Source organism: Flavobacterium cutihirudinis (assembly GCF_003385895.1).
In the GTDB taxonomy this organism is placed as follows: Bacteria; Bacteroidota; Bacteroidia; order Flavobacteriales; family Flavobacteriaceae; genus Flavobacterium; species Flavobacterium cutihirudinis.
In genome coordinates this window covers 629,048-648,208 of sequence record NZ_QRDQ01000009.1, presented here as the reverse complement: position 1 = coordinate 648,208, position 19,161 = coordinate 629,048, and the positions used below count along the sequence as shown (strand labels likewise).

Genomic DNA, 19,161 nt, shown 5'->3' with positions numbered 1-19,161 from the left:
GGGAATCAATTTGATTCCCTTTTTTATGGTTTGAATATTTTTTACAAGAATTTAAATCCAACAGAAAAATTAGAAACGCCAGTTTTTATATTTCCACCTGATGCATCAATATCAGTTACACCGGCAAGGTATCTGTAATCTATTGTAAAACGCCACAAATCTACACCTACACCACCAAGAAAACTACTGTTATTGCGTTCTATAGGAATATAATTTAGGCTATTATTGGCATGAATATCTGAATAGTTTTTCCAGTTATACCCCAAAAAGAGTCTAACATTTCCCAGTTTTCCTAAAGGAACGATTTTCAAACCGGCGATAAGAGTGGCGTCAGTGCCGCCTAATTCGTATTCGGTTTCTCCAATCCCAGTTTGCGAAACGCTAAATTTCGATTGCGCATATCCAAATTCGCCCTGAGCATAAAAAAGCGCCAGATTAACTCTTACAAATCCGGCAAAACCATAATCAGTTCCTGCGCTTTTCGAATTAAAATCATCTGTAATTACGGAAGTAATGTTTGTAGAAAATTGTGGTCCGAATTGAATGAACTGTGCAAAGCTACTTGTAGTAATACATAATAGCAATGCTAAGATAAATTTTTTCATAATGGAATCTATTTATTTTGGTTCTATAAAAATAATTATTAAAAATTAAAATAGAATGATTTTTCTGGTTTATTTTGAGTTATCTTTTTGATAATGAGTGTTATGGTGAGTTTTTCTTCGAAGGGAAAATAACATTAGTAAATGATGTAAATTTGACTGACGATTTAATATTTCTTTAAAATGAAAATAAAAGCAATTGAACCTGCACAAACATGGCAAATTCGGCATGAAGTAATGTGGCCTGATCAACCTTTGGAATTTGTCCAGCTAAAAGAAGATGATTTTGGATTGCATTTTGGTGCTTTTGACGATGAAAAGCTGGTTTCGATTGTTTCTTGTTTTTTTAATGATGATGAAATGCAGTTTAGAAAGTTAGCGACATTAGAAGACTATCAAGGAAAAGGCATCGCATCTGTATTACTGAAGTTTATTTTAAATTTTGCAAGACAAAAGAAAGTAAAGCGAGTTTGGTGTAATGCACGAAGCAATAAAAAATCATTTTACGAAAAATTTGAATTGAGAAATACCGGTCAAAATTTTGTCAAACAAGAACAGGAATTTACTATAATGGAAATTTGGCTATAATAATTAAATGCTGATTTGCTGAATAAAAGATAGAAAGTCAAATAGTTGTGATTTTGGTAATTTTACCTTCATTGCATACTTCATCATGGAAAGATTCTGATTCAAAGTTGTTTTTTCATGATTTTTCTGTACAAAAAAATAATTTTTTAATAATAATCGTGCTTAAAAATAGATTGAAAACGATTTCGTTTTTATTAAATGTTAAAGCTTATTAAAAAATATTTTTTTGTTTCGATACTTTGCTTACTTTCGCACCCAAATGAGAAAGTTAATAGTATTTTTAGTATTCATGAATTTGCTTCTGTTTGGCGGAGGCCAATATTTGAGTGCAAATACTTTTGGAGCTTCTCAACATCATACTCTTGAAAAAAAACACCACGTTAGATTTACTCATCAGGAATCAGGTACTTCGATAATCGAAGACGCCGATGTTGATCTTGAAGATGATTTACTTGGAAATGATGATGTTAATAATGGACTTAACGTAAAATTTGTTGCAGTCAATTACAGCTTGCTTGACAGTTGGTATTTGACTCTTTCTGATCTTTCTGCAACAAATGAATCAAATCGTTTTAAAATTTATGCGCCTTTCTTCGCGCATTCAAATCCTATTTATATTACGCAACGCGTATTAAGAATTTGATTTAACAATATACATCGGTTACCTGTTGTGTAATCCTGCTATCTTGTTGATGTATATTTTTTCTACTTCTTCTTTAATGAAAGTGAGGTTATAACTTACTGGTATCTGATGCATTTTTCCATCTAGAGGAATCACTGTATTCCAAGCATCCAATCGCTTAATTTCCAAACTAAATCATGAAAAGAATTATTTTGTTCACAGGCTTAATTGCCTTTGTGTGCCTTGTTAGTTGTACAACTAAAAAAGAAGAAAAAGAAGAAGTGGAAACGTTCACTGTAACGAGTCCGGTAAAAATTGACACTTCATTTACTAAAGAATATGTTTCGCAGATTAAATCTGTTCGAAATATTGAAATCCGTGCCCAGGAAAAAGGGTTTTTACAAAACATTTATGTTGACGAAGGACAGTTTGTTAGAAAAGGACAAATCTTGTTTAAAATTATGCCAAACATGTATCAGTCTGAGTTACTTAAAGCTCAGGCAGAACAAAAATCAACTGAAATTGAATTACAAAATTCAAAACTATTGGCAGATAAAAATATCGTTTCTAAAAACGAATTAAGTGTTGCTCAGGCTAAACTACAGTCGGCAAAAGCTGAAGTTGCATTGGCAAAATTACATTTATCATTCACAGAAATCAGAGCTCCATTTGATGGTACAATCGACAGAATTCCGTTAAAACTTGGAAGTTTAATAGATGAGGGCGAATTATTGACAAGTCTTTCAGACAACAGTCAGATGTTTGCTTACTTCAATGTTTCTGAGCCGGAATATATTAGTTATGAAACCAATATTAAAGATCGTGCTGATAATAAAGTGAATTTGGTTTTAGCTAACGGAGATATTTTCAAAGAAAAAGGAAATGTAGAAGTTATTGAAAGTGAATTCAACAACGAAACTGGAAATATCGCTTTCAGAGCAAGATTCCCAAATTCTGGAAAATTGCTTAGAAACGGAGAAACCGGACAAGTTCAAATGAACGTTCCGCTTAAAAATGCTATTGTAATTCCGCAAAAAGCGACTTACGAAATTCAGGATAAAAAATATGTTTTTATCGTGGGTAAAGACAACAAAGTAACTTCAAGAGAAATTATGATTACTGGTGAAATCCCTGATTTGTATGTTATTAAGAGCGGACTTTCTGAAAATGATAAAATCTTGCTTGAAGGTGTTCAGAAAGTAAAAGAGAACGACAAAATTAAATATGAGTACCAAGCTCCTCAAAAGGTAATAAACAATCTTCGCGTAAAAGCAGAGTAGATTTTGTTTAAAAGTGTTTCAGATTTCAAGTTTCACGTTCGGATGAAACTTGAAACTTGAAACTTGAAACCTGAAACCTGAAACACTTTAAACTTTCAATTGGTTTTAATCATTAAAAAAAATAAAAATGTTTAATAAATTTATTCAAAGACCTGTTCTGTCGATAGTAATATCGCTGATAATTGTCTTTTTAGGGGTATTGTCGGTATTGAATTTACCAATTACTCAGTTCCCTTCTATTTCTCCTCCAATGGTAAACGTTACAGCGGATTACCCTGGGTCGAATGGTGAATTGATGATCAAGTCGGTTGTTATTCCGTTGGAAAGAGCCTTAAATGGTGTTCCTGGAATGAAATACATGACTTCTGATGCCGGAAATGATGGTGAAGCAAGTATTCAGGTTGTATTTAATTTAGGTACAGATCCAAATCAAGCTGCAATTAACGTTCAAAACCGTGTGGCTTCGGTTACTAATAAACTTCCTCCTTTGGTAGTTCGTGAAGGTGTTAAGATTACGCGTGAGGTTCCGAGTATGTTGATGTACGTGAATCTTTACAGTACAGATAAAAATACTGACATGAAGTTCCTTTACAACTACGCAGATATCAACGTATTATCAGAATTAAAAAGGGTAAATGGAATTGGATCTGGAGATATCTTAGGAACACGTGAATATGCAATGCGTATTTGGTTAAAACCAGATCGTATGTTAGCCTACAAAATATCTGCTGATGAGGTAATGGAAGCATTATCTAGTCAGAGTTTGGAAGCTTCGCCAGGTAAAACAGGTGAAAGTTCTGGAAAACGTTCTCAGGCTTTTGAGTACGTATTAAAATATTCTGGACGTTTTACAACGAAAGAACAATACGGAAATATTGTAGTCCGTTCAAATCCAAATGGCGAACTTTTACGTTTGAAAGATATTGCCAATGTTGAATTTGGAAGTTCAATGTATGATATTTATTCTAATTTGAATGGAAGACCTTCTGCTGCGATTGTATTAAAACAGTCTTTTGGAAGTAACGCAAATCAGGTTATTGAAGATGTAAAAGCGAAATTGGAAAAAATCAAACAGAAATTTCCAAAAGGAATGGATTACGAAATCTCTTATGACGTTTCTAAATTCCTTGACGCTTCGATTGAAAAAGTAATTCACACGCTTGTTGAAGCATTTATCTTGGTAGGTTTAGTAGTATTCCTGTTCTTAGGAGACTGGCGTTCGACTATTATTCCTGCAATTGCGGTACCAGTATCATTGGTTGGAACATTTGTGTTCATGACTTTCTTTGATATTTCATTGAACTTAATTACGTTGTTTGCTTTGGTATTAGCAATTGGAGTCGTCGTCGATGATGCGATTGTGGTAATCGAGGCCGTTCACGCCAAGATGGAAGAAGAGCATCTTTCTCCGCTTAAAGCGACTAAAAAAGCGATGCACGAGATTGCTGGAGCAATTGTGGCAATTACATTCTTAATGGCCGCGGTATTTATTCCGGTGGCGTTTATGTCAGGTCCGGTTGGAGTTTTCTACAGACAGTTCTCGATTACAATGGCAACTGCAATTATTCTTTCTGGTATTGTGGCTTTGACTTTAACGCCGGCACTTTGTGCAATGATGTTGAAAAACAACCATGGAACTCCTAAAAAGAAAACGCCAGTAAATAGATTTATTGATGCTTTTAACGAAAAGTTCAACTTGGCACAGGGCAAATACCAAAATGTGTTAGGAAAAATCGTTGACAGACGCGTTGTTACATTTGCAGCTTTAATTGGTTTCTGTATCGGAACTTGGTTTATTAGTAGCACAGTACCTTCAGGATTTATTCCGAATGAGGATCAGGGAATGTTTTATGCTATTATCCAGACACCTCCAGGTTCATCTTTAGAGCGTACAAATAATATTGCTGAGAAATTGCAGAAAATATCTGAAAGTGTAGAAGGTGTAAAATCAGTTTCTTCGTTAGCAGGTTACGAAATTTTGACAGAAGGGACAGGATCTAACGCCGGAACATGTTTGGTTAACTTAGAAGATTGGAATGACCGTAAACAGTCAGTTCAGGAAATTATGACCGAACTGGAAGAAAAATCAAAAGATATTCCGGGTGCCAATATTGAGTTTTTCCAACCGCCTGCAGTACCAGGATATGGAGCAGCAGGAGGATTTGAGCTTCGTTTATTGGATAAAACCGGTTCTGGTGACTTCAAAAAAATGGAAGCTGTGAACAAAGAATTCGTTGAAGAATTAAACAAACGTCCGGAATTATCGAACGTATTTAGTTTCTTTAGTGCGAGTTTCCCTCAATATATGATGAAAGTCGATAACGATTTGGCACAGCAAAAAGGTGTTTCTATCGAAAACGCGATGAATACTTTGTCAACTCTTGTAGGTAGTAACTATGAAATCAGTTTCATTAAATACGGAATCAACTATAAAGTAATCGTTCAGGCTTCGCCAGAATATCGTGCGCAGCCAGATGATATTTTAAAGCTGTATGTAAAAAACAATCGTGATGAAATGGTTCCGTTTTCTGCTTTTATGAAATTAGAAAAGGTTTACGGACTTTCAGAAATCACGAGACACAATATGTACAACTCAACTGAGATTAGTGGAGGAGCTGCTCCAGGATATAGTTCTGGTACAGCAATTAAAGTAATTCAGGAAGTTGCAGCTAAAAAATTGCCTCGTGGATATGACATTGACTGGGCAGGTATTTCTGCCGATGAGGTTGCTCAGGGGAATCAGGCGATTTGGGTATTCTTGATCTGTTTAGGATTTGTTTACTTGGTTTTAGCAGCGCAATATGAGAGTTTTATTTTGCCATTATCAGTAATTCTTTCTTTACCAGCGGGTATTTTTGGAGCTTTCCTTTTATTGAAAATTACAGGATTAGAAAACAATATTTACGCTCAGGTTGCCATGGTAATGCTTATTGGTTTATTAGGTAAAAATGCCGTATTGATTGTAGAGTTTGCGATTCAAAGACACGCAGCAGGAAAAACAGTTTTTGAAGCAGCTATGGAAGGAGCAAAAGCAAGGTTCCGTCCTATTTTGATGACTTCATTTGCGTTTATTGCTGGTTTGCTTCCGCTTGCTTTTGCAACTGGTCCAGGTAAAATTGGTAACAGAACAATTGGTACCGCAGCAGCTGGAGGTATGCTTATCGGAACGATTTGTGGGGTATTCTTAATTCCGGGATTGTATTACATTTTTGGACGAATTGCCGAGAAACATAAACTGGTAAAACATGAAGAAGAGAATCCATTAACTGAAGAAATTGACAACAATCATGTATAAATTAAAAGTATATAAATATAGTGCCGTATTGGGATTATGTCTTGCTGCAGTGAGCTGTAAAGCTCCTGTTGCTGAGACAGCAACTGCCAGTGCACCGGTTCCGCAATCATTTGGTGCTGCTGCCACTCAGGATACAATCAATACATCAACTGTAAAATGGAATGAGTTCTTTAAGGATCAAAACCTTGTTGATTTGATTGATGTGGCCCTGAAAAACAATCAGGAGTTAAACATGACGCTGCAGGAAATCGAAATCGCAAAGAATGACGTTCGAGTTCGTAAAGGGCTTTTATTGCCGCAAGTTGGTGTTCGTGCCGGAGCTGGAGTAGAAAAAGTAGGAAGGTATACCAGCCAAGGTGCTGGTGATGCCACTACTGAGATTAAACCGGGCGTTGAAACGCCAGATCCGCTTGGTGATTTTACCATTTCTGCTTACGCAAACTGGGAAGTGGATATCTGGAAAAAACTACGCAATTCTAAAAAAGCAGCTGTAAGCAGATATTTAGCAACTGTTGAAGGTAAAAACTTTGTAGTTACCAATCTTATTGCTGAAGTAGCCGATTCTTATTATGAATTATTGGCTTTAGACAGTCAGCTTGATATTGTAAAACAAACGATTACTTTGCAAAGTAATGCTTTGGAGATTGTGAAAATTCAAAAGCAGGCTGCAAGAGCAACTGAACTTGGTGTTAAAAAGTTTGAAGCTGAAGTTTTGACTTCAAAAAGCATGGAGTTTGATATTTTACAGCAGATTAAAGAAACAGAGAATAAAATTAATTTCTTGTTAGGACGTTATCCGCAGGAAATTAAAAGAACAAATACTAAATTCCTGACTTTATTACCAGGTTCAGTAAGTGCCGGGATTCCATCTCAATTATTGATGAATCGTCCTGATGTTAAGCAGGCAGAATTAGAATTGGTTGCGGCAAAATTAGATGTAAAAGTAGCTCGTGCAGAATTTTATCCTTCTTTGGATATTACAGCAGCGATAGGAGTAAATGCTTTTAAACCTTCTTATTTATTTACAATGCCAGAATCTCTTTTATATTCATTAGCAGGAGATCTTGCAGCACCGCTGATTAACAGAAATGCAATTAAAGCTGAGTTCGCAAGCGCAAATGCAAGACAACTTCAGGCATTATATAATTATGATAAAACGATTTTAAACGCTTATTTAGAAGTATCTAATCAGCTTTCTAAGATTGATAATCTGCAAAAAGGTTATGATTTAAAATCACAACAGGTTGATGCATTAAACAAATCAATTGATGTATCGAATGATTTGTTTAAATCGGCACGTGTAGATTATTTTGAAGTTTTAATGACGCAACGCGACGCATTAGAAGCAAATTTAGAATTGATCGATACTAAAAAAGAACAACTTAACGCTGCGGTTCATGTTTACAGAGACCTAGGCGGAGGTTGGAAGTAGAATACCATTTTAATTAGTTATTAGTAGATGCCTCTCAGAAGTGAAATTCTGGGAGGTTTTTTTATTTTCTAGAGAATAGTCAGGCCAGTATTTTTATAAGGTTTTAGAATTTCATCATCTGAACTAATGTTGGTAACCAATACATTAATGTCTTTTAAGGGACAAACAAAATAAGATTCGGCAGTTTCTATCTTCTCACTGGAACTCAATGCAATTACAAAATTTGAGTTCTGAACCATATTCTTTTTAATTTGAGAATCGTCGTATAAAATACCAGTAAGTCCTCGCTCATGATGAATACTGCAGATTCCCAAAATACAGATATCAGCCCTGAAATTTCTAAAAAAATCTATTGTTTCAATACTTGAGGTTGTAAAAGAGGTTTTGCACATTTTTCCGCCTGCAAAAATCAAATCAATATTGGGTAAATCTTCAACTAATGATGCAACAGGAAAACTGTTTGTAATAACAGTTAATTTTAAATCATAAGGAAAACTGGCCACTAAAGCCAAAGAAGTTGTTCCGCCATCTATAAAGACAACCTGCCCGTCTTTTAGATACGAAATAGCTTTTTGAGCAATAATTTTTTTGTTTTCGATATCATGTTTTTCTCTTTTTCGATAATGCAAAGGAATAGGAGATGGTGCAACTGCACCGCCTCGTACAGCTTTTAAAAGTCCCTGATCTGAAAGTTCTTTTAAATCGCGTCTGATAGTATCTTCTGAAACATTCAAATATTCACTTAATTCTATTGAGGTTACACGATGTTCTTTTGCCAGATATTCTAAAATTGCTTGTTGACGTTCTTCCTTTTTCATTGTGTTTGCGGTTTTATATTGCAAAAATAAAATAAAATTTGCAATATGTTGCAACTTTTGCATAATTTTACCGCAAAATAAAAATACAATGAAGAAGAAAACTATTGCAATAGATATGGATGGTGTACTTGCCGATATCGAATCACAATTAATTGAACATTACAATAATGCATACGGAGCAAATTTGACGAAAGAAAGTATTCAGGGATTAAGCGAAGAAATTGCTTTTGGAAACAGAGATCTATTACGTGGAATTTTAAATAAAGATAATTTTTTTAGAACCTTGCCTGTGATGCCCGATGCAGTTGAAAGTTTACTTGCACTACAAGAAAATTTTGAAATTTTTATAGTTTCAGCTGCGACAGAGTTTCCAGTTTCACTTGCCGAAAAGGTAGCATGGCTTGGCGAACATTTTCCTTTTATTAAATGGGAAAATATTGTTTTATGTGGCAGCAAGCGAATTATAAATACAGATTATCTGATTGATGATCATTGTAAAAATTTAGATTACTGTATGGGTAAACCAATAATGTTTAAGGCATTTCATAATGTAAATCAGACGCATCATGTAAGAGTAAACAATTGGAAAGAAGCCGTTGCAGTTTTAAACGCAACATTATAACGGGAAGGTTATAAAATGTTTTTTGAAGAAAGGATTTCCGGAAGTAAAATTTCGGAAGTTTTTTTGTTTTAATTGTAGTTTTATTGTCAGGCTGAGCGAAGTCGAAGCCCCGTTCCGATTAGTACACCCTTCGACTTCGCTTAGGGTGACAAACAAAAACTCTTAAATGGATAAAATAAACTTCTTTTGAAAACAATTGCCCTAGCCCGGATAGGAGCGACATCCTTTGCTTGCCTTCTTTAGGCAAGGAAAGATATAGCGGATAGCCGGATTAGCTCCTAATTACTATTATAAATGAAGATCGTTGTTGAATTCTGCTTCTTCGATTTCTTTCAGATAATTAAGCTCTTCTTCGATTTTGATGCGGTCTTTTTTGTTTTGTCTGATTAAAAAAGTAACCAATAAAACAATAGCTGTAAGTAATCCTGTGAAAATGTACCAGTTGATTTCCATAAATTTATATTTAAGTGTATAAAAATTCCGAAATACTGGTTTTGTAATTTCTTATTTACTTGGCGACAAGAATTCTCCAAACCATAAACCGGATTGCTTAATTGTTCTTTTTTGGGTTTCAAAGTCAACATGAATGAGTCCAAATCTGGCATTGTAACCTTCGGCCCATTCGAAATTATCGGTCAGACTCCAGACAAAATAGCCATCGACATTCAAGCCGTCTTCTTTTGCTTTTAGAATTTGCTCTAAATGATCCTGAATAAAGTGTGTACGTTTTATATCATACACTTTTCCGTTTGTAATGGTGTCAGGAAATGCTGCACCATTTTCGGTAATTATTATTTTTCGGATGCCTTCGTAGCTGTTAAAGCGTTTTAAAATGTGATATAAAGCAGGAGGATAAACTTCCCAGCCCATATCGGTGGCGATTACGTTTCTTTTTTCGGCGCTTATTAATTCAGCACCAATATACGGAATTAATAGAGACGATTTTACAATTTCTCTCGTATAACATTGAAGACCAATAAAATCGAAATCGAAAGCGAGATTATTTCTGTCATCTTCAAGAATGTAATTATTTAGTTTTTTTAGAACCGGCAAATCTTCCTGCGGATATCCAAGTCCCAAAAGAGGTTCGATAAAAGTACGGTTTAGTAAAGTATCGACACGTTTTGCGGCTTCGATATCTTTTTGATTTTGAGAAAAAGGTTCGATATGTGTGCATGAAAATGTAGTTCCGATGTTGGCGTCAGAAATACTATTTCTTAACTTTTTTGCACCTGAAACAGTTGCCAAAGTTACATGATGCATTGCTTTTATATAATTGGTAATGCCTTTTTTTCCAGGTGCATGAATGCCAAGAAAGTAACCGGCTCCGGTAAAAACAGAAGGTTCATTAATGACCATCCAGTTTTTTACGCGGTCGCCAAAGTGTTTTGCGCAGATTTCTACATAATCAGAAAACCAGGCAACCGATTCGCGATTTGTCCAGCCGCCTTTTTCTTCGAGCGCATGAGGTAAATCCCAATGGTAAAGTGTGACCCAAGGCTCAATTCCCTGTGCCAATAATGAATCAATGATTTTATTGTAGTAATCAATTCCGGCCTGATTAACAGGATGAGTTCCCGTAGGCATAATTCGTGGCCAGCTGATTGAAAATCTAAAATTCGGGATATTTAATTCTTTGATTAAATCAATATCGTTTTGATACGAATTATAGAAATCACAAGCGGTTACAGCATGATGTCCGTTTTTGATTTTCCCTTTTTGAGCGGTAAAAACATCCCAGATAGAAGAACCTTTTCCGTCTGCATCATGAGCACCTTCAATTTGAAATGCGGCGGTAGAAACACCCCACAAGAAATCCTCTCCAAATTGACTTTTGTTTAGAAATGAGTTTTCGACTTTATTCATTCAACTATATGTTCCTTGATTTTTAATTGATTTTTTTAATGAAGGAAAGAAGATTGCATAGCTCTTAAAAAAAGCCATTCTTTGAATGATACCAGAAAATTTAGATTAAAGACTTTCATAACTTTTTGTTTTATTCAAATTACGATAACTAATGTGAATAAATTGTAAAGTCATTATTATCAAATGATTAAATAAGGTTGAAGCGCTTTTAAAAACGATGAAATGCTTATTTTTTTAATCTTCCCATCCACAAAGCGTCAGGCCATAACCTTGTGCTTGTTTCAGTGTTACTTTTGTGATTTCATGGCGACAGGCACTCAATCCGCGACAACTTGAATCGTAATGGTATTTTTTAGCTCCTGTTGGGCCGCATAAAAATACATTTGTTTCGGGTGGAGAAAATGAAGTTAAAAAAACGAAGAGTAGTAATAAAGTATATTTCATTTTATGGGTAGTTTATTCTGCTATTAATTGATATTCATTTCCTTTTTCATCTGTTGCTTTTAGTTTCCCATAAGAAATCCATTCGGTTTTGATTTCGATATCTGGCAAAGTGTTGCTAGTTAAAATACCGGCACCGTATTTATCCTGAACATTGATGTTCCCAAAAACCGAATCGCCTTTTGTATTTATTCCTTTTACATCATAATTATACTCGTAATGCGCGGGATTTCCGGTTCGGTATTCGTATTGATATTTTTTATCAACATGATAGGTTTTGGCTTCTTCAGGTGTAATTGTTTTACGGTCATCTGCTGTTACAGTTTCTTTGTAAAACGTATTAATTTGTTGTGGAGGAGGAGCATCTGTTTTTTTGCAGGAATAAAACGTAAAGAGTAAAAATAGGATTAAGTAGTTTTTTTGCATAGGCTTTGTGGTATTTGGTTTAGAGTTAAAATTTAATCATATTTAAACTTAACATTTGTATTGATGTAACTATTAAGACCGGAACCTTGTGTTGCTAGTCTTTTCATGTTATCGACATGATATTGTCCCGCTTTTCTATAACTATATTGATAGACATCTCCTGAAGAAAATTTTACTAGAATGTAGTTTATTCCAATTTCATAAGCAGAAACTCCAGATTGTCTACTGCGATTTGCATATCTTTCCATAGGCGTTAAATTTAATTGCAATTATATTTTTTTAAATAAGTATTTATACGTGATTTTTTATAAGTCTTTCAGCAATTTCTTCCCTTTCAACAATAATTTGAGAGGGAAGGATTATTTGAATTTTATTATTCATCGGATTTTTGAAAATTTGAAATCCACTTCTACAATTATTATATCGAAATTGAAATGCTTTTAATCCTTTTATAAATCCTTCTTTTTGAGTTGTTTCAAATACATAATTGGAGCAGGATTTTTTAAAAATGCATTTTCTTCTAGTAGACTGAGGAATTAAAATCCAATAAAGGCGAATAATTATTAAGATAAAATATTTCATTTTTTCTGAAATACTACCATTTGGTTATTTGTTGTATAACCTGGTTTGGCTCCAAGTCCAAAACAGCCACTATCTGGATGAACAAATGTTGAAACGCTTTCTAAGCGTACATATTCCCAATCATGATTTTTGTAATTTTTTATTAAGCTTTCAAGTTGTTCCGCAACGTGATTTGAAGTTCCTTTTTTTTGGATCAATTGAAGCTATAAAAGGTACTACTTTGTATTCCATAATTTTTTGGTTTTGATTAATATTAAATTGAATTATAGTGTAAAAGTAAAACCAATCAAAACCAGTATTTTATGGAAATCCGTAATGAAGTAGAGTTTTTTAAAGAATTATTTTACAGATTAATTTAAACAGAAAAAAGAGGACAATAAAGTTCCTCTTTTAAAAATGTAGGTTAAATTTTTTATTCTTTTTTTAGAATAAAATCCTTTATAATTTTATCCATGTTTGAAGGCAGGTCAGCATTTTTTATTTCAAAATGTTTGATATTCATTTCAGAAAGCCATTTAGTCCAGTACGCTTTTATAACTTTTTCTTCAAATGGATTGTTTTTACTTGGATTTATTCCTAAAACTAAAACTTCAAGATTTGATAAATCATTATCAATTTTAGTAAACCCAAAATTTTCTTTTTCAAATTTTTTCTGCCAGTCGTTGGTATTTAGGCCATTTTGTTTAATTAGTTGGGGTGTCAAATAGCTAGATAAATTTCCTTCTTTTATTTGTGTTCCTTCATAAAACATATATCCGTCCGTCAGGATAATTAAGATATTTCTAAAATCTTTGTCGATACATTGATCCTGAACTTTGCTGTCGAAAAAGTTCCAGATATCTGAACCTATATATTTATCATCTTTAATCGCTGATTCATATATTTTTGATGTTTTAGAAGAATAAGTAGTATTGATAGAATTAAGTAGATCTCTTGAAGCATTATCTTTATCAACTGTGATTCTTAATTCTTTAGAAATAGAATTAATTTCAGGGTTTTCTGGTTCAGGATTAAAGAACAATTGCATTTTATCGTTAATCTGCCTCATTCTTTTTGATTTTAGATGCTGTGTAAAAGCTTCAGAAACTGATTTGATGTATCCTAAATCTCGCTGATAGATTTCCATAGTTGAATTTGGATTTTTTTTGAGACTTATTCTATCTGACAAATCAATTAGAATACTGATATTGTAGTTTTCTGATGCTGAACTTTTAATGGTTGTTTCTTTTTCCTTAATCTTAGAATCTTCTTTGCAAGAAAAAAATAAAACCAATAATAAAGGCATTGCGATTCTTAGTATTGTTTTTTTCATAGTATTAGTTTTTAGAATATACTAAGTGTTGAAAATCTGGATCGACTAAGTTTAGTTTACTTAAATGTTCTTCAGAGTAAAGTTCGCAACTTTGTAAAAGTTCTTCTTTCTCTTTATATGGTAAAGCCAATTCAGTACCAATTGCCTGAAACCAGCCTTCTTTATATTGATGATGATAATGCAGATATTCTTTTACTGGAAAAACAAAGCCATCTATTTTTGATTGTAGTTCAGAAATTTTTCCATTTATAGTAACAATCTGCTGTTTGAAGTCATTTGTTTTATTGATATAATCTGTTTTTAATTTTTCAAGATTGATTAAATTCTCTTTTTTTCCTCTGATGAATGCCCGTATTTTATCAATATTTTCAAATTCTTTCATAACAAAGTCAAATACAAGTCCCCAAATTATATACACTACAAAACCGGCAAATATGATCATCCAGAATTCAGGTTCGCCAAGAGCGATGTTTAAATTGTAAGGTGAAGATTCTGTTGTTTTGTTAAACTCGTATATTTTCTTTTCAATTATATAAGCCAAAAGTGAATCAAATAAGAATGTTATCGCAAAAAGGGCAGCTAACCTAAAAATGTTTTTAATCCCCTTTCCTTTTTGAACCATATGAATAACGTAACCTAAACCCATAAAAACAAATGGAATTGTAACAACCAAAACTCCTTCGAGCCAACTCGCTTTAAATGCATTTGTAAAAGCATCGGCATCAAAAATTGCGGCAGTTAAACTATCATTTGAAAATTCTTTGAAAAAAGCGGAATATGAAGCCGAAATATAGAAAACCAAGACATAAAGCGTAATTGGTAATAGAAGAATTAAACCAATATAAAATTGTGCTTTTAAACCTTTACCTTCTTCAATTCCGTATTTGTCAGGATTTCGTTTGACCTCTATAATTTCGTTTTTAATTTGGTCGATGTTGTCATTGATGTCTTGTTCTTTTTTCTCATAAATACCAATTGCAGCTTCAGATTTTTTAAGTTCAGTTCTGTTTTTTTCCTGTTCTTCGCGATAAGGCTGTTTCAGTCTGTCTTGTTCCATTTTTTGTTTTCGGCATTGATCTTCAAAGCTCATGTATAAATTTTGCAGACATGCTTTTAGAACAATTGGTTTTCCTGTAGCTTTTACAGAAGCTGCAAAACCGCTTTGATAATAAGTAATCCTAATCTGTTCTCTGTCTTCTTCATTTTCATCAAAAGACTTAGTGGACGTTTCTTCAGATTTTTTTAAACTAAATAATTGTGAAAGTGGTTTCATAGTTTAAGTGTTTAATTGACTAATAATTTCTTCTTTGCTGATATTTTTCTGAACACAATTGATTAAGTAATCAGATAGATCATTTATGTTTTCTTCAACGAAATCAAATTTTCTGCAATACTTTTTAAGCATATTTAATTCGTCGTCAGTTACTTTTTCATCTGCCCAAATTATTTTCGTCAGATCATATAAGTATTCAATTTTTGTAGTTAATGCTTCTGGAATTATAAATTCTACATTAATAGGATTTAAGAAAAGTTTATCTAACTCTTCTTTCGGAATTCCTCTTTCATCTGCAAAATGATATAGCATTTGAAGTTCTAATACATTAAATTGATCATCAGCCATTGCCATTTGATATAATCTTAAAAAATGACTTTTTAGTTCTAGTGTTATCATGGTTGTATAATTATTTTAATGATTCACATGCTTTTCCATCACCATCAGAATCTAGGTTTTTATAACAGTTTTTGTCACTATTATAAGTGGCTTGCGCTTGTGCTTGACTTGCAAAGTCTCCACAGGTTTTTGTTGGACAATCTGATTTTGTTTCTGCAGAATCTGAGCAAGAAATAGCACATGCAATAATTGCTATAAGTGAAAATAGAAGTGTTGTAATTTTTTTGTGATTCATGGTTATTATTTTAGTTGATAAATTAAGAATGTGACGAAACCGGTAAAGGCAAATAATACAAGGCATCCACTGTTTTGATATCGTACTCCAGGTATGCCTGTTTTTGTTGAATAGCCATTTTTGTTAAATGTGCCTATTTTTGTTCTAACACTTGGAGAAATTCCAGATTTACTGATATTCAAACCAAGTCCTCCTCCAAGTTTTATTCTCTTTTGAAATCGAAAGCCCATAATTTTATAGGTTTAGTTAATTAAAGTTTTTTAAATAACAAACTTCTCTTGACTTTTCCCTTTTTTGATGTCAAGTGGAGTTGGAGTAATGTTATTTTCTTTTTTTGTAGTGGTTATGCGTACTTGCATTTTTGTATTTTCCTCCTTTATGTGAGCTCCCTTTGCCACCGCTGTAATGACCTCTTTGAGCTTCAATATTTCCTCCTAAAACAAGGAAAAACAAACTAAATAAAACGACTAATTTTTTCATGTTTTTACTTTTAAAATGATTAATAATTCAAAAGTAAAACCAATCAAAACCAGTATTTTACGGAAATCCATAATCCGAAAATTTAATTTGAGGAAATAAAAAAAGCCCCAAGAAGGAGCTTTAAGTAATGAATAACAGGAATTTAAATAATCCCCATATCTTTTGTAATCGAAACCAAATGAACCGTATTATTTGCTTTGAAAAAGTCTTTGAGTTTAGATAACCTTTTTTCCATAGCACTTTTGCTATTTGGTTTGACATCTGAACTTTTAAAAATCTCAATTATTTCGTCTTGAGATGTTCCATCAGATAAATATTTTAAAATTTTAATATCAACATCGTCAATCTCATAATTGCCTTTTTCCTGAAGCGCAGAAGCAACTTCGGGCGAAATAAATTTTTGATCCGAAGCCGAAATTATGTTAAGTGCTTTTTTGAGTTCTTCAATACTGTTTCGGCCTTTTAACACAAAGGCATTAATTTCAGAATCTTCAAAAAGTGATTTTATGCGAGCATTTTTATCTTCAATAGAGTAGGCAATGATTTTAATATCAGGCTGTAGTTCGCGAACTTTTTGAATCAACTCATCGCCACTGCCGATTTTTACTTCTCGATGGTCTTTTTTAAATGAAAGATCGCTAATTAGTAAATCGTATGGCTCATTATCCTGAATAGCTTTTCTTATTTTTAGAAAAGCATCATCACAATATTTTGCATGCTGAAAATTGACAATATCGAAATCACTCAAAGTTTGTTTGACTGCTAAATTGAATTCTTCAAAATCCTCGGCTATAATTACTTTTTTAAACATAGGCTTTTATTTAGGCATTGTTATTTTTACTTTAAAACCTTTATCGGGTTCAGTTTCAAAAGTAATAGTTCCTTTATTAGACAAAATACGGTTTTCCATATTTTGCAAACCATTTTTTATAATTTTTGATTTTTCGCAACCTTTTCCGTTGTCGCTATAATCGATAAGCAGGGAATTTGAATTCGTATTAAACTTTATCGATACTACTGGAGCCTCACTATGTTTTTTCATATTGACCATTAATTCGTGCAAAACTCTCTGAATGGCAATCTTTTTTAAATCTTCAACCGATTCCCAATTTATTTTTTCAACACCATTTATAATAACGTTTGTCTGACTGCTATTATATGTAGAAAACATTTCTTTTAAATTCTTAGGAAAATTTGGGCCAGTATCGATATCATTATTTTCACGAGAAATTCCGCGAACTCTGGAGTAAATATCATCTAGTTTTTGCAGTAAGTTTTCTTTGTTACTATCGATGGTCAAAGGTTGTGTTTGAGTGTATGTAATGGCATGAAAAACATCATTTGCTAAACCGTCGTGGATATCTTTGGCAATTCGGGTTTCGGTATCGTATGCAGTAGTAATTTCTACAAGACGTGCTTTATGTTTGTATCGATTTCGTAAATAAACACCCAAAAATAAGACAGCAATTAAAGTAGCAAATAGAATTATTTTATCTTTTTCAGCTTCTTTAATGGCTACTAAATTTTCAGCTTTTTCTAGACGAAGTTTCTGATTTTCATCTTTCTCTTTTTTTGAATCATATTTAATTTTAGCAAATTTGTTCTTGAAGTTATTCCGAACTTTAATTATGCTGTCATTTAGAAAAACATATTTTTGTGCATAAGCTCTATGATTATCAGTAGTGTTTGTCATCAAAAAAGATAATGCTTCTAATCGTTCATCAATACTATTAAGTTTTGTGGCATTTTGATAAGCCAATTCTGCATACTGATTCGATTTTTTAGCATCGGTTTCTGAATAATATTCGGCTAAATGTAGGTATGTTTCGATAGTTCCGTAGACATCATCGATTTGATTTCTTAGATTAAGACTTTCTATCATTAACGTAAGTCCTTTTTCGTTCCTTCCGTTTTTAAAATAGGCATAACCCAGATTGTCTGTCACTCTGGCTTTAGTTTCCTGAAGTGAACTATCGTTTATGATTTCTTTGTTTAAAATAGATTCTAAAATCTCGATAGCTTTATCGTACTTTTTCTGCTGAATATAAACGGCTGCAATATTATTTAGCGGTGATTGTACGTATAGAGAATCGGTGCAGTCTTTAATTGCCGCTTTATAGTAATAGATGGCGTCGTCGAAAATAGAAAGTTCTTTATCTGCGATACCAAAAAAATTATTGACAGAAGCACTGTAAACATCTTTTTTAGTAATATAAGGTAACGTTTCAGTTAGCGTTTCTTTACTACCATAATAATCGCCATTGATCTGTTGGATCGAGGCCATTTGGATAAGATTATAAATTACATTAATACTATCTTTTAAAGTTTCAAATGCTATTTTTGATTTATTGAAATTATAAAAGGCGTTATTAAAGTTTTTTGTTTCAAGATTTTTAATTCCTTGATTCCGAAAACGTTTAGCTTCTTTTTTTACAGTGTTTGGAGTAAGGTTCGAAGTTGTTTTTTCTTTACAGGAAAGAAGAAAAAGAAAAAAAATAAAATATAAAAACGGGGATCGTAACATAAAGTTTACTTTCCCCGAAATTAGTAATTAAATTTATACTAAAAATAATTTTATCTTACTGGTGGTGGTGGCACTTTAATTGGATCATCGCCAGGACCTGGCTCACTCGCATATGATGGATTGACAGGATTAACTTTCTTTGTTAATTCAGCAGACTTGTTGTCTGATATTTCATCATCATTTGTACATGATACAAACGTTCCACTGGCAACTAATAAACACGCTAATATAAAAACTTTTTTCATCTTACTTCTTTGTTAAAAATTTGACATAGATCAGCCAGTTCGATAATGAAATCGAAATTTTGATTGCTGATTTACAAACCGCACCCTGCGGAATGTTTTTGATTTTTTGTTGGGAAGTG

The 19,161-nt window shown here is 33.0% G+C and carries 24 protein-coding genes; 6 read left to right on the top strand and 18 right to left on the bottom strand.

Annotated elements, in window-relative coordinates; translation table 11 throughout:
* Positions 1 to 41 precede the first annotated feature (41 nt).
* Positions 42 to 605, bottom strand: a complete 564-nt coding sequence (locus BD847_RS13565) for a porin family protein (protein WP_115888804.1) — start codon at positions 603 to 605, stop codon at positions 42 to 44.
* Positions 606 to 785: 180 nt separating this feature from the next.
* Here BD847_RS13565 and BD847_RS13560 point away from each other — a divergent pair, with 180 nt between their 5' ends.
* From BD847_RS13560 to BD847_RS13540, 5 genes are all read left to right on the top strand, one after another.
* Entirely contained in the window at positions 786 to 1,190 is a 405-nt protein-coding gene (locus tag BD847_RS13560) for a GNAT family N-acetyltransferase (RefSeq protein ID WP_115888803.1), read from the top strand.
* Positions 1,191 to 1,449: 259 nt separating this feature from the next.
* A complete protein-coding gene (locus BD847_RS13555) occupies positions 1,450 to 1,833 on the top strand; it encodes a hypothetical protein (protein WP_115888802.1) in 384 nt (127 codons plus the stop codon).
* Positions 1,834 to 2,009: 176 nt separating this feature from the next.
* Positions 2,010 to 3,092: an efflux RND transporter periplasmic adaptor subunit gene (locus BD847_RS13550; RefSeq protein ID WP_115888801.1), complete on the top strand. Its 1,083-nt coding sequence runs from the start codon at positions 2,010 to 2,012 to the stop codon at positions 3,090 to 3,092.
* A gap of 127 nt (positions 3,093 to 3,219) precedes the next feature.
* On the top strand, positions 3,220 to 6,387 hold the full coding sequence (locus BD847_RS13545; RefSeq protein ID WP_115888800.1) for an efflux RND transporter permease subunit: 3,168 nt from the start codon (positions 3,220 to 3,222) through the stop codon (positions 6,385 to 6,387).
* On the top strand, positions 6,380 to 7,819 hold the full coding sequence (locus tag BD847_RS13540) for a TolC family protein (protein ID WP_115888799.1): 1,440 nt from the start codon (positions 6,380 to 6,382) through the stop codon (positions 7,817 to 7,819). The genes BD847_RS13545 and BD847_RS13540 overlap by 8 nt, the downstream gene beginning before the upstream one ends.
* 68 nt (positions 7,820 to 7,887) lie before the next feature.
* On the opposite strand, the gene BD847_RS13535 is transcribed toward BD847_RS13540, so the two are convergent.
* The gene (locus BD847_RS13535) at positions 7,888 to 8,637 is read right to left on the bottom strand and encodes a DeoR/GlpR family DNA-binding transcription regulator (RefSeq protein WP_167443864.1); all 750 of its coding nucleotides are present in this window, start codon (positions 8,635 to 8,637) and stop codon (positions 7,888 to 7,890) included.
* Positions 8,638 to 8,725: 88 nt separating this feature from the next.
* On the opposite strand from BD847_RS13535, the gene BD847_RS13530 reads away from it, so the two are divergent.
* Positions 8,726 to 9,259, top strand: coding sequence for a 5' nucleotidase, NT5C type (locus tag BD847_RS13530; protein ID WP_115888797.1), 534 nt, complete (start codon positions 8,726 to 8,728; stop codon positions 9,257 to 9,259).
* Between the two features lie 288 nt (positions 9,260 to 9,547).
* Here BD847_RS13530 and BD847_RS20855 read toward each other — a convergent pair whose 3' ends face one another.
* The 16 genes from BD847_RS20855 to BD847_RS13460 form a co-directional block, all read right to left on the bottom strand.
* Entirely contained in the window at positions 9,548 to 9,712 is a 165-nt protein-coding gene (locus tag BD847_RS20855) for a hypothetical protein (RefSeq protein WP_167443863.1), read from the bottom strand.
* A gap of 51 nt (positions 9,713 to 9,763) precedes the next feature.
* Positions 9,764 to 11,125 (bottom strand): GH1 family beta-glucosidase, encoded by a 1,362-nt coding sequence (locus tag BD847_RS13525; RefSeq protein WP_115888796.1) that lies wholly within the window; start codon positions 11,123 to 11,125, stop codon positions 9,764 to 9,766.
* Between the two features lie 234 nt (positions 11,126 to 11,359).
* A complete protein-coding gene (locus tag BD847_RS13520) occupies positions 11,360 to 11,569 on the bottom strand; it encodes a hypothetical protein (RefSeq protein ID WP_115888795.1) in 210 nt (69 codons plus the stop codon).
* 12 nt (positions 11,570 to 11,581) lie between these two features.
* On the bottom strand, positions 11,582 to 11,992 hold the full coding sequence (locus BD847_RS13515; protein ID WP_115888794.1) for a hypothetical protein: 411 nt from the start codon (positions 11,990 to 11,992) through the stop codon (positions 11,582 to 11,584).
* 32 nt (positions 11,993 to 12,024) lie between these two features.
* Complete coding sequence (locus BD847_RS13510; RefSeq protein WP_115888793.1) at positions 12,025 to 12,240, bottom strand: hypothetical protein; 216 nt, start codon at positions 12,238 to 12,240, stop codon at positions 12,025 to 12,027.
* A gap of 43 nt (positions 12,241 to 12,283) precedes the next feature.
* Positions 12,284 to 12,574 (bottom strand): membrane protein insertion efficiency factor YidD, encoded by a 291-nt coding sequence (gene yidD, locus BD847_RS13505; RefSeq protein WP_115888792.1) that lies wholly within the window; start codon positions 12,572 to 12,574, stop codon positions 12,284 to 12,286.
* Complete coding sequence (locus BD847_RS13500; RefSeq protein ID WP_317125307.1) at positions 12,571 to 12,771, bottom strand: hypothetical protein; 201 nt, start codon at positions 12,769 to 12,771, stop codon at positions 12,571 to 12,573. Before BD847_RS13500 ends, yidD begins: the two co-directional genes overlap by 4 nt.
* A 215-nt stretch (positions 12,772 to 12,986) precedes the next feature.
* Positions 12,987 to 13,886, bottom strand: a complete 900-nt coding sequence (locus BD847_RS13495) for a hypothetical protein (protein WP_115888791.1) — start codon at positions 13,884 to 13,886, stop codon at positions 12,987 to 12,989.
* A gap of 4 nt (positions 13,887 to 13,890) precedes the next feature.
* Complete coding sequence (locus tag BD847_RS13490) at positions 13,891 to 15,159, bottom strand: flagellar type III secretion system protein FlhB (RefSeq protein ID WP_115888790.1); 1,269 nt, start codon at positions 15,157 to 15,159, stop codon at positions 13,891 to 13,893.
* A 3-nt stretch (positions 15,160 to 15,162) separates the two neighbouring features.
* Positions 15,163 to 15,558 carry a hypothetical protein gene (locus BD847_RS13485; RefSeq protein ID WP_115888789.1) on the bottom strand — a complete coding sequence of 132 codons (396 nt, stop codon included), beginning with the start codon at positions 15,556 to 15,558 and terminating at the stop codon, positions 15,163 to 15,165.
* A 10-nt stretch (positions 15,559 to 15,568) separates the two neighbouring features.
* Entirely contained in the window at positions 15,569 to 15,793 is a 225-nt protein-coding gene (locus BD847_RS13480; protein WP_115888788.1) for an excalibur calcium-binding domain-containing protein, read from the bottom strand.
* A gap of 5 nt (positions 15,794 to 15,798) precedes the next feature.
* Positions 15,799 to 16,023: a DUF4236 domain-containing protein gene (locus BD847_RS21100; protein ID WP_115888787.1), complete on the bottom strand. Its 225-nt coding sequence runs from the start codon at positions 16,021 to 16,023 to the stop codon at positions 15,799 to 15,801.
* A gap of 91 nt (positions 16,024 to 16,114) precedes the next feature.
* Positions 16,115 to 16,273: a hypothetical protein gene (locus BD847_RS20850; RefSeq protein ID WP_167443862.1), complete on the bottom strand. Its 159-nt coding sequence runs from the start codon at positions 16,271 to 16,273 to the stop codon at positions 16,115 to 16,117.
* A 142-nt stretch (positions 16,274 to 16,415) separates the two neighbouring features.
* A complete protein-coding gene (locus BD847_RS13470; protein WP_115888786.1) occupies positions 16,416 to 17,084 on the bottom strand; it encodes a helix-turn-helix domain-containing protein in 669 nt (222 codons plus the stop codon).
* 6 nt (positions 17,085 to 17,090) lie between these two features.
* The gene (locus tag BD847_RS13465) at positions 17,091 to 18,557 is read right to left on the bottom strand and encodes a tetratricopeptide repeat-containing sensor histidine kinase (protein WP_317125306.1); all 1,467 of its coding nucleotides are present in this window, start codon (positions 18,555 to 18,557) and stop codon (positions 17,091 to 17,093) included.
* Positions 18,558 to 18,847: 290 nt separating this feature from the next.
* The gene (locus BD847_RS13460) at positions 18,848 to 19,042 is read right to left on the bottom strand and encodes a hypothetical protein (protein WP_115888784.1); all 195 of its coding nucleotides are present in this window, start codon (positions 19,040 to 19,042) and stop codon (positions 18,848 to 18,850) included.
* Positions 19,043 to 19,161 lie beyond the last annotated feature (119 nt).

What these genes read in the sequence shown, in the direction of transcription:
- BD847_RS13520 (WP_115888795.1), bottom strand. Translation starts at nt 11,569, where the DNA reads ATGAAATATACTTTATTACTACTCTTCGTTTTTTTAACTTCATTTTCT.
- BD847_RS13540 (WP_115888799.1), top strand. Translation starts at nt 6,380, where the DNA reads ATGTATAAATTAAAAGTATATAAATATAGTGCCGTATTGGGATTATGT.
- BD847_RS13510 (WP_115888793.1), bottom strand. Translation starts at nt 12,240, where the DNA reads ATGGAAAGATATGCAAATCGCAGTAGACAATCTGGAGTTTCTGCTTAT.
- BD847_RS13525 (WP_115888796.1), bottom strand. Translation starts at nt 11,125, where the DNA reads ATGAATAAAGTCGAAAACTCATTTCTAAACAAAAGTCAATTTGGAGAG.
- BD847_RS13480 (WP_115888788.1), bottom strand. Translation starts at nt 15,793, where the DNA reads ATGAATCACAAAAAAATTACAACACTTCTATTTTCACTTATAGCAATT.
- BD847_RS21100 (WP_115888787.1), bottom strand. Translation starts at nt 16,023, where the DNA reads ATGGGCTTTCGATTTCAAAAGAGAATAAAACTTGGAGGAGGACTTGGT.
- BD847_RS13555 (WP_115888802.1), top strand. Translation starts at nt 1,450, where the DNA reads ATGAGAAAGTTAATAGTATTTTTAGTATTCATGAATTTGCTTCTGTTT.
- BD847_RS20850 (WP_167443862.1), bottom strand. Translation starts at nt 16,273, where the DNA reads ATGAAAAAATTAGTCGTTTTATTTAGTTTGTTTTTCCTTGTTTTAGGA.
- BD847_RS13515 (WP_115888794.1), bottom strand. Translation starts at nt 11,992, where the DNA reads ATGCAAAAAAACTACTTAATCCTATTTTTACTCTTTACGTTTTATTCC.
- BD847_RS13470 (WP_115888786.1), bottom strand. Translation starts at nt 17,084, where the DNA reads ATGTTTAAAAAAGTAATTATAGCCGAGGATTTTGAAGAATTCAATTTA.
- BD847_RS13490 (WP_115888790.1), bottom strand. Translation starts at nt 15,159, where the DNA reads ATGAAACCACTTTCACAATTATTTAGTTTAAAAAAATCTGAAGAAACG.
- BD847_RS13545 (WP_115888800.1), top strand. Translation starts at nt 3,220, where the DNA reads ATGTTTAATAAATTTATTCAAAGACCTGTTCTGTCGATAGTAATATCG.
- BD847_RS13460 (WP_115888784.1), bottom strand. Translation starts at nt 19,042, where the DNA reads ATGAAAAAAGTTTTTATATTAGCGTGTTTATTAGTTGCCAGTGGAACG.
- BD847_RS13495 (WP_115888791.1), bottom strand. Translation starts at nt 13,886, where the DNA reads ATGAAAAAAACAATACTAAGAATCGCAATGCCTTTATTATTGGTTTTA.
- BD847_RS20855 (WP_167443863.1), bottom strand. Translation starts at nt 9,712, where the DNA reads ATGGAAATCAACTGGTACATTTTCACAGGATTACTTACAGCTATTGTT.
- BD847_RS13465 (WP_317125306.1), bottom strand. Translation starts at nt 18,557, where the DNA reads ATGGCCTCGATCCAACAGATCAATGGCGATTATTATGGTAGTAAAGAA.
- BD847_RS13485 (WP_115888789.1), bottom strand. Translation starts at nt 15,558, where the DNA reads ATGATAACACTAGAACTAAAAAGTCATTTTTTAAGATTATATCAAATG.
- BD847_RS13565 (WP_115888804.1), bottom strand. Translation starts at nt 605, where the DNA reads ATGAAAAAATTTATCTTAGCATTGCTATTATGTATTACTACAAGTAGC.
- BD847_RS13535 (WP_167443864.1), bottom strand. Translation starts at nt 8,637, where the DNA reads ATGAAAAAGGAAGAACGTCAACAAGCAATTTTAGAATATCTGGCAAAA.
- yidD (WP_115888792.1), bottom strand. Translation starts at nt 12,574, where the DNA reads ATGAAATATTTTATCTTAATAATTATTCGCCTTTATTGGATTTTAATT.
- BD847_RS13530 (WP_115888797.1), top strand. Translation starts at nt 8,726, where the DNA reads ATGAAGAAGAAAACTATTGCAATAGATATGGATGGTGTACTTGCCGAT.
- BD847_RS13560 (WP_115888803.1), top strand. Translation starts at nt 786, where the DNA reads ATGAAAATAAAAGCAATTGAACCTGCACAAACATGGCAAATTCGGCAT.
- BD847_RS13550 (WP_115888801.1), top strand. Translation starts at nt 2,010, where the DNA reads ATGAAAAGAATTATTTTGTTCACAGGCTTAATTGCCTTTGTGTGCCTT.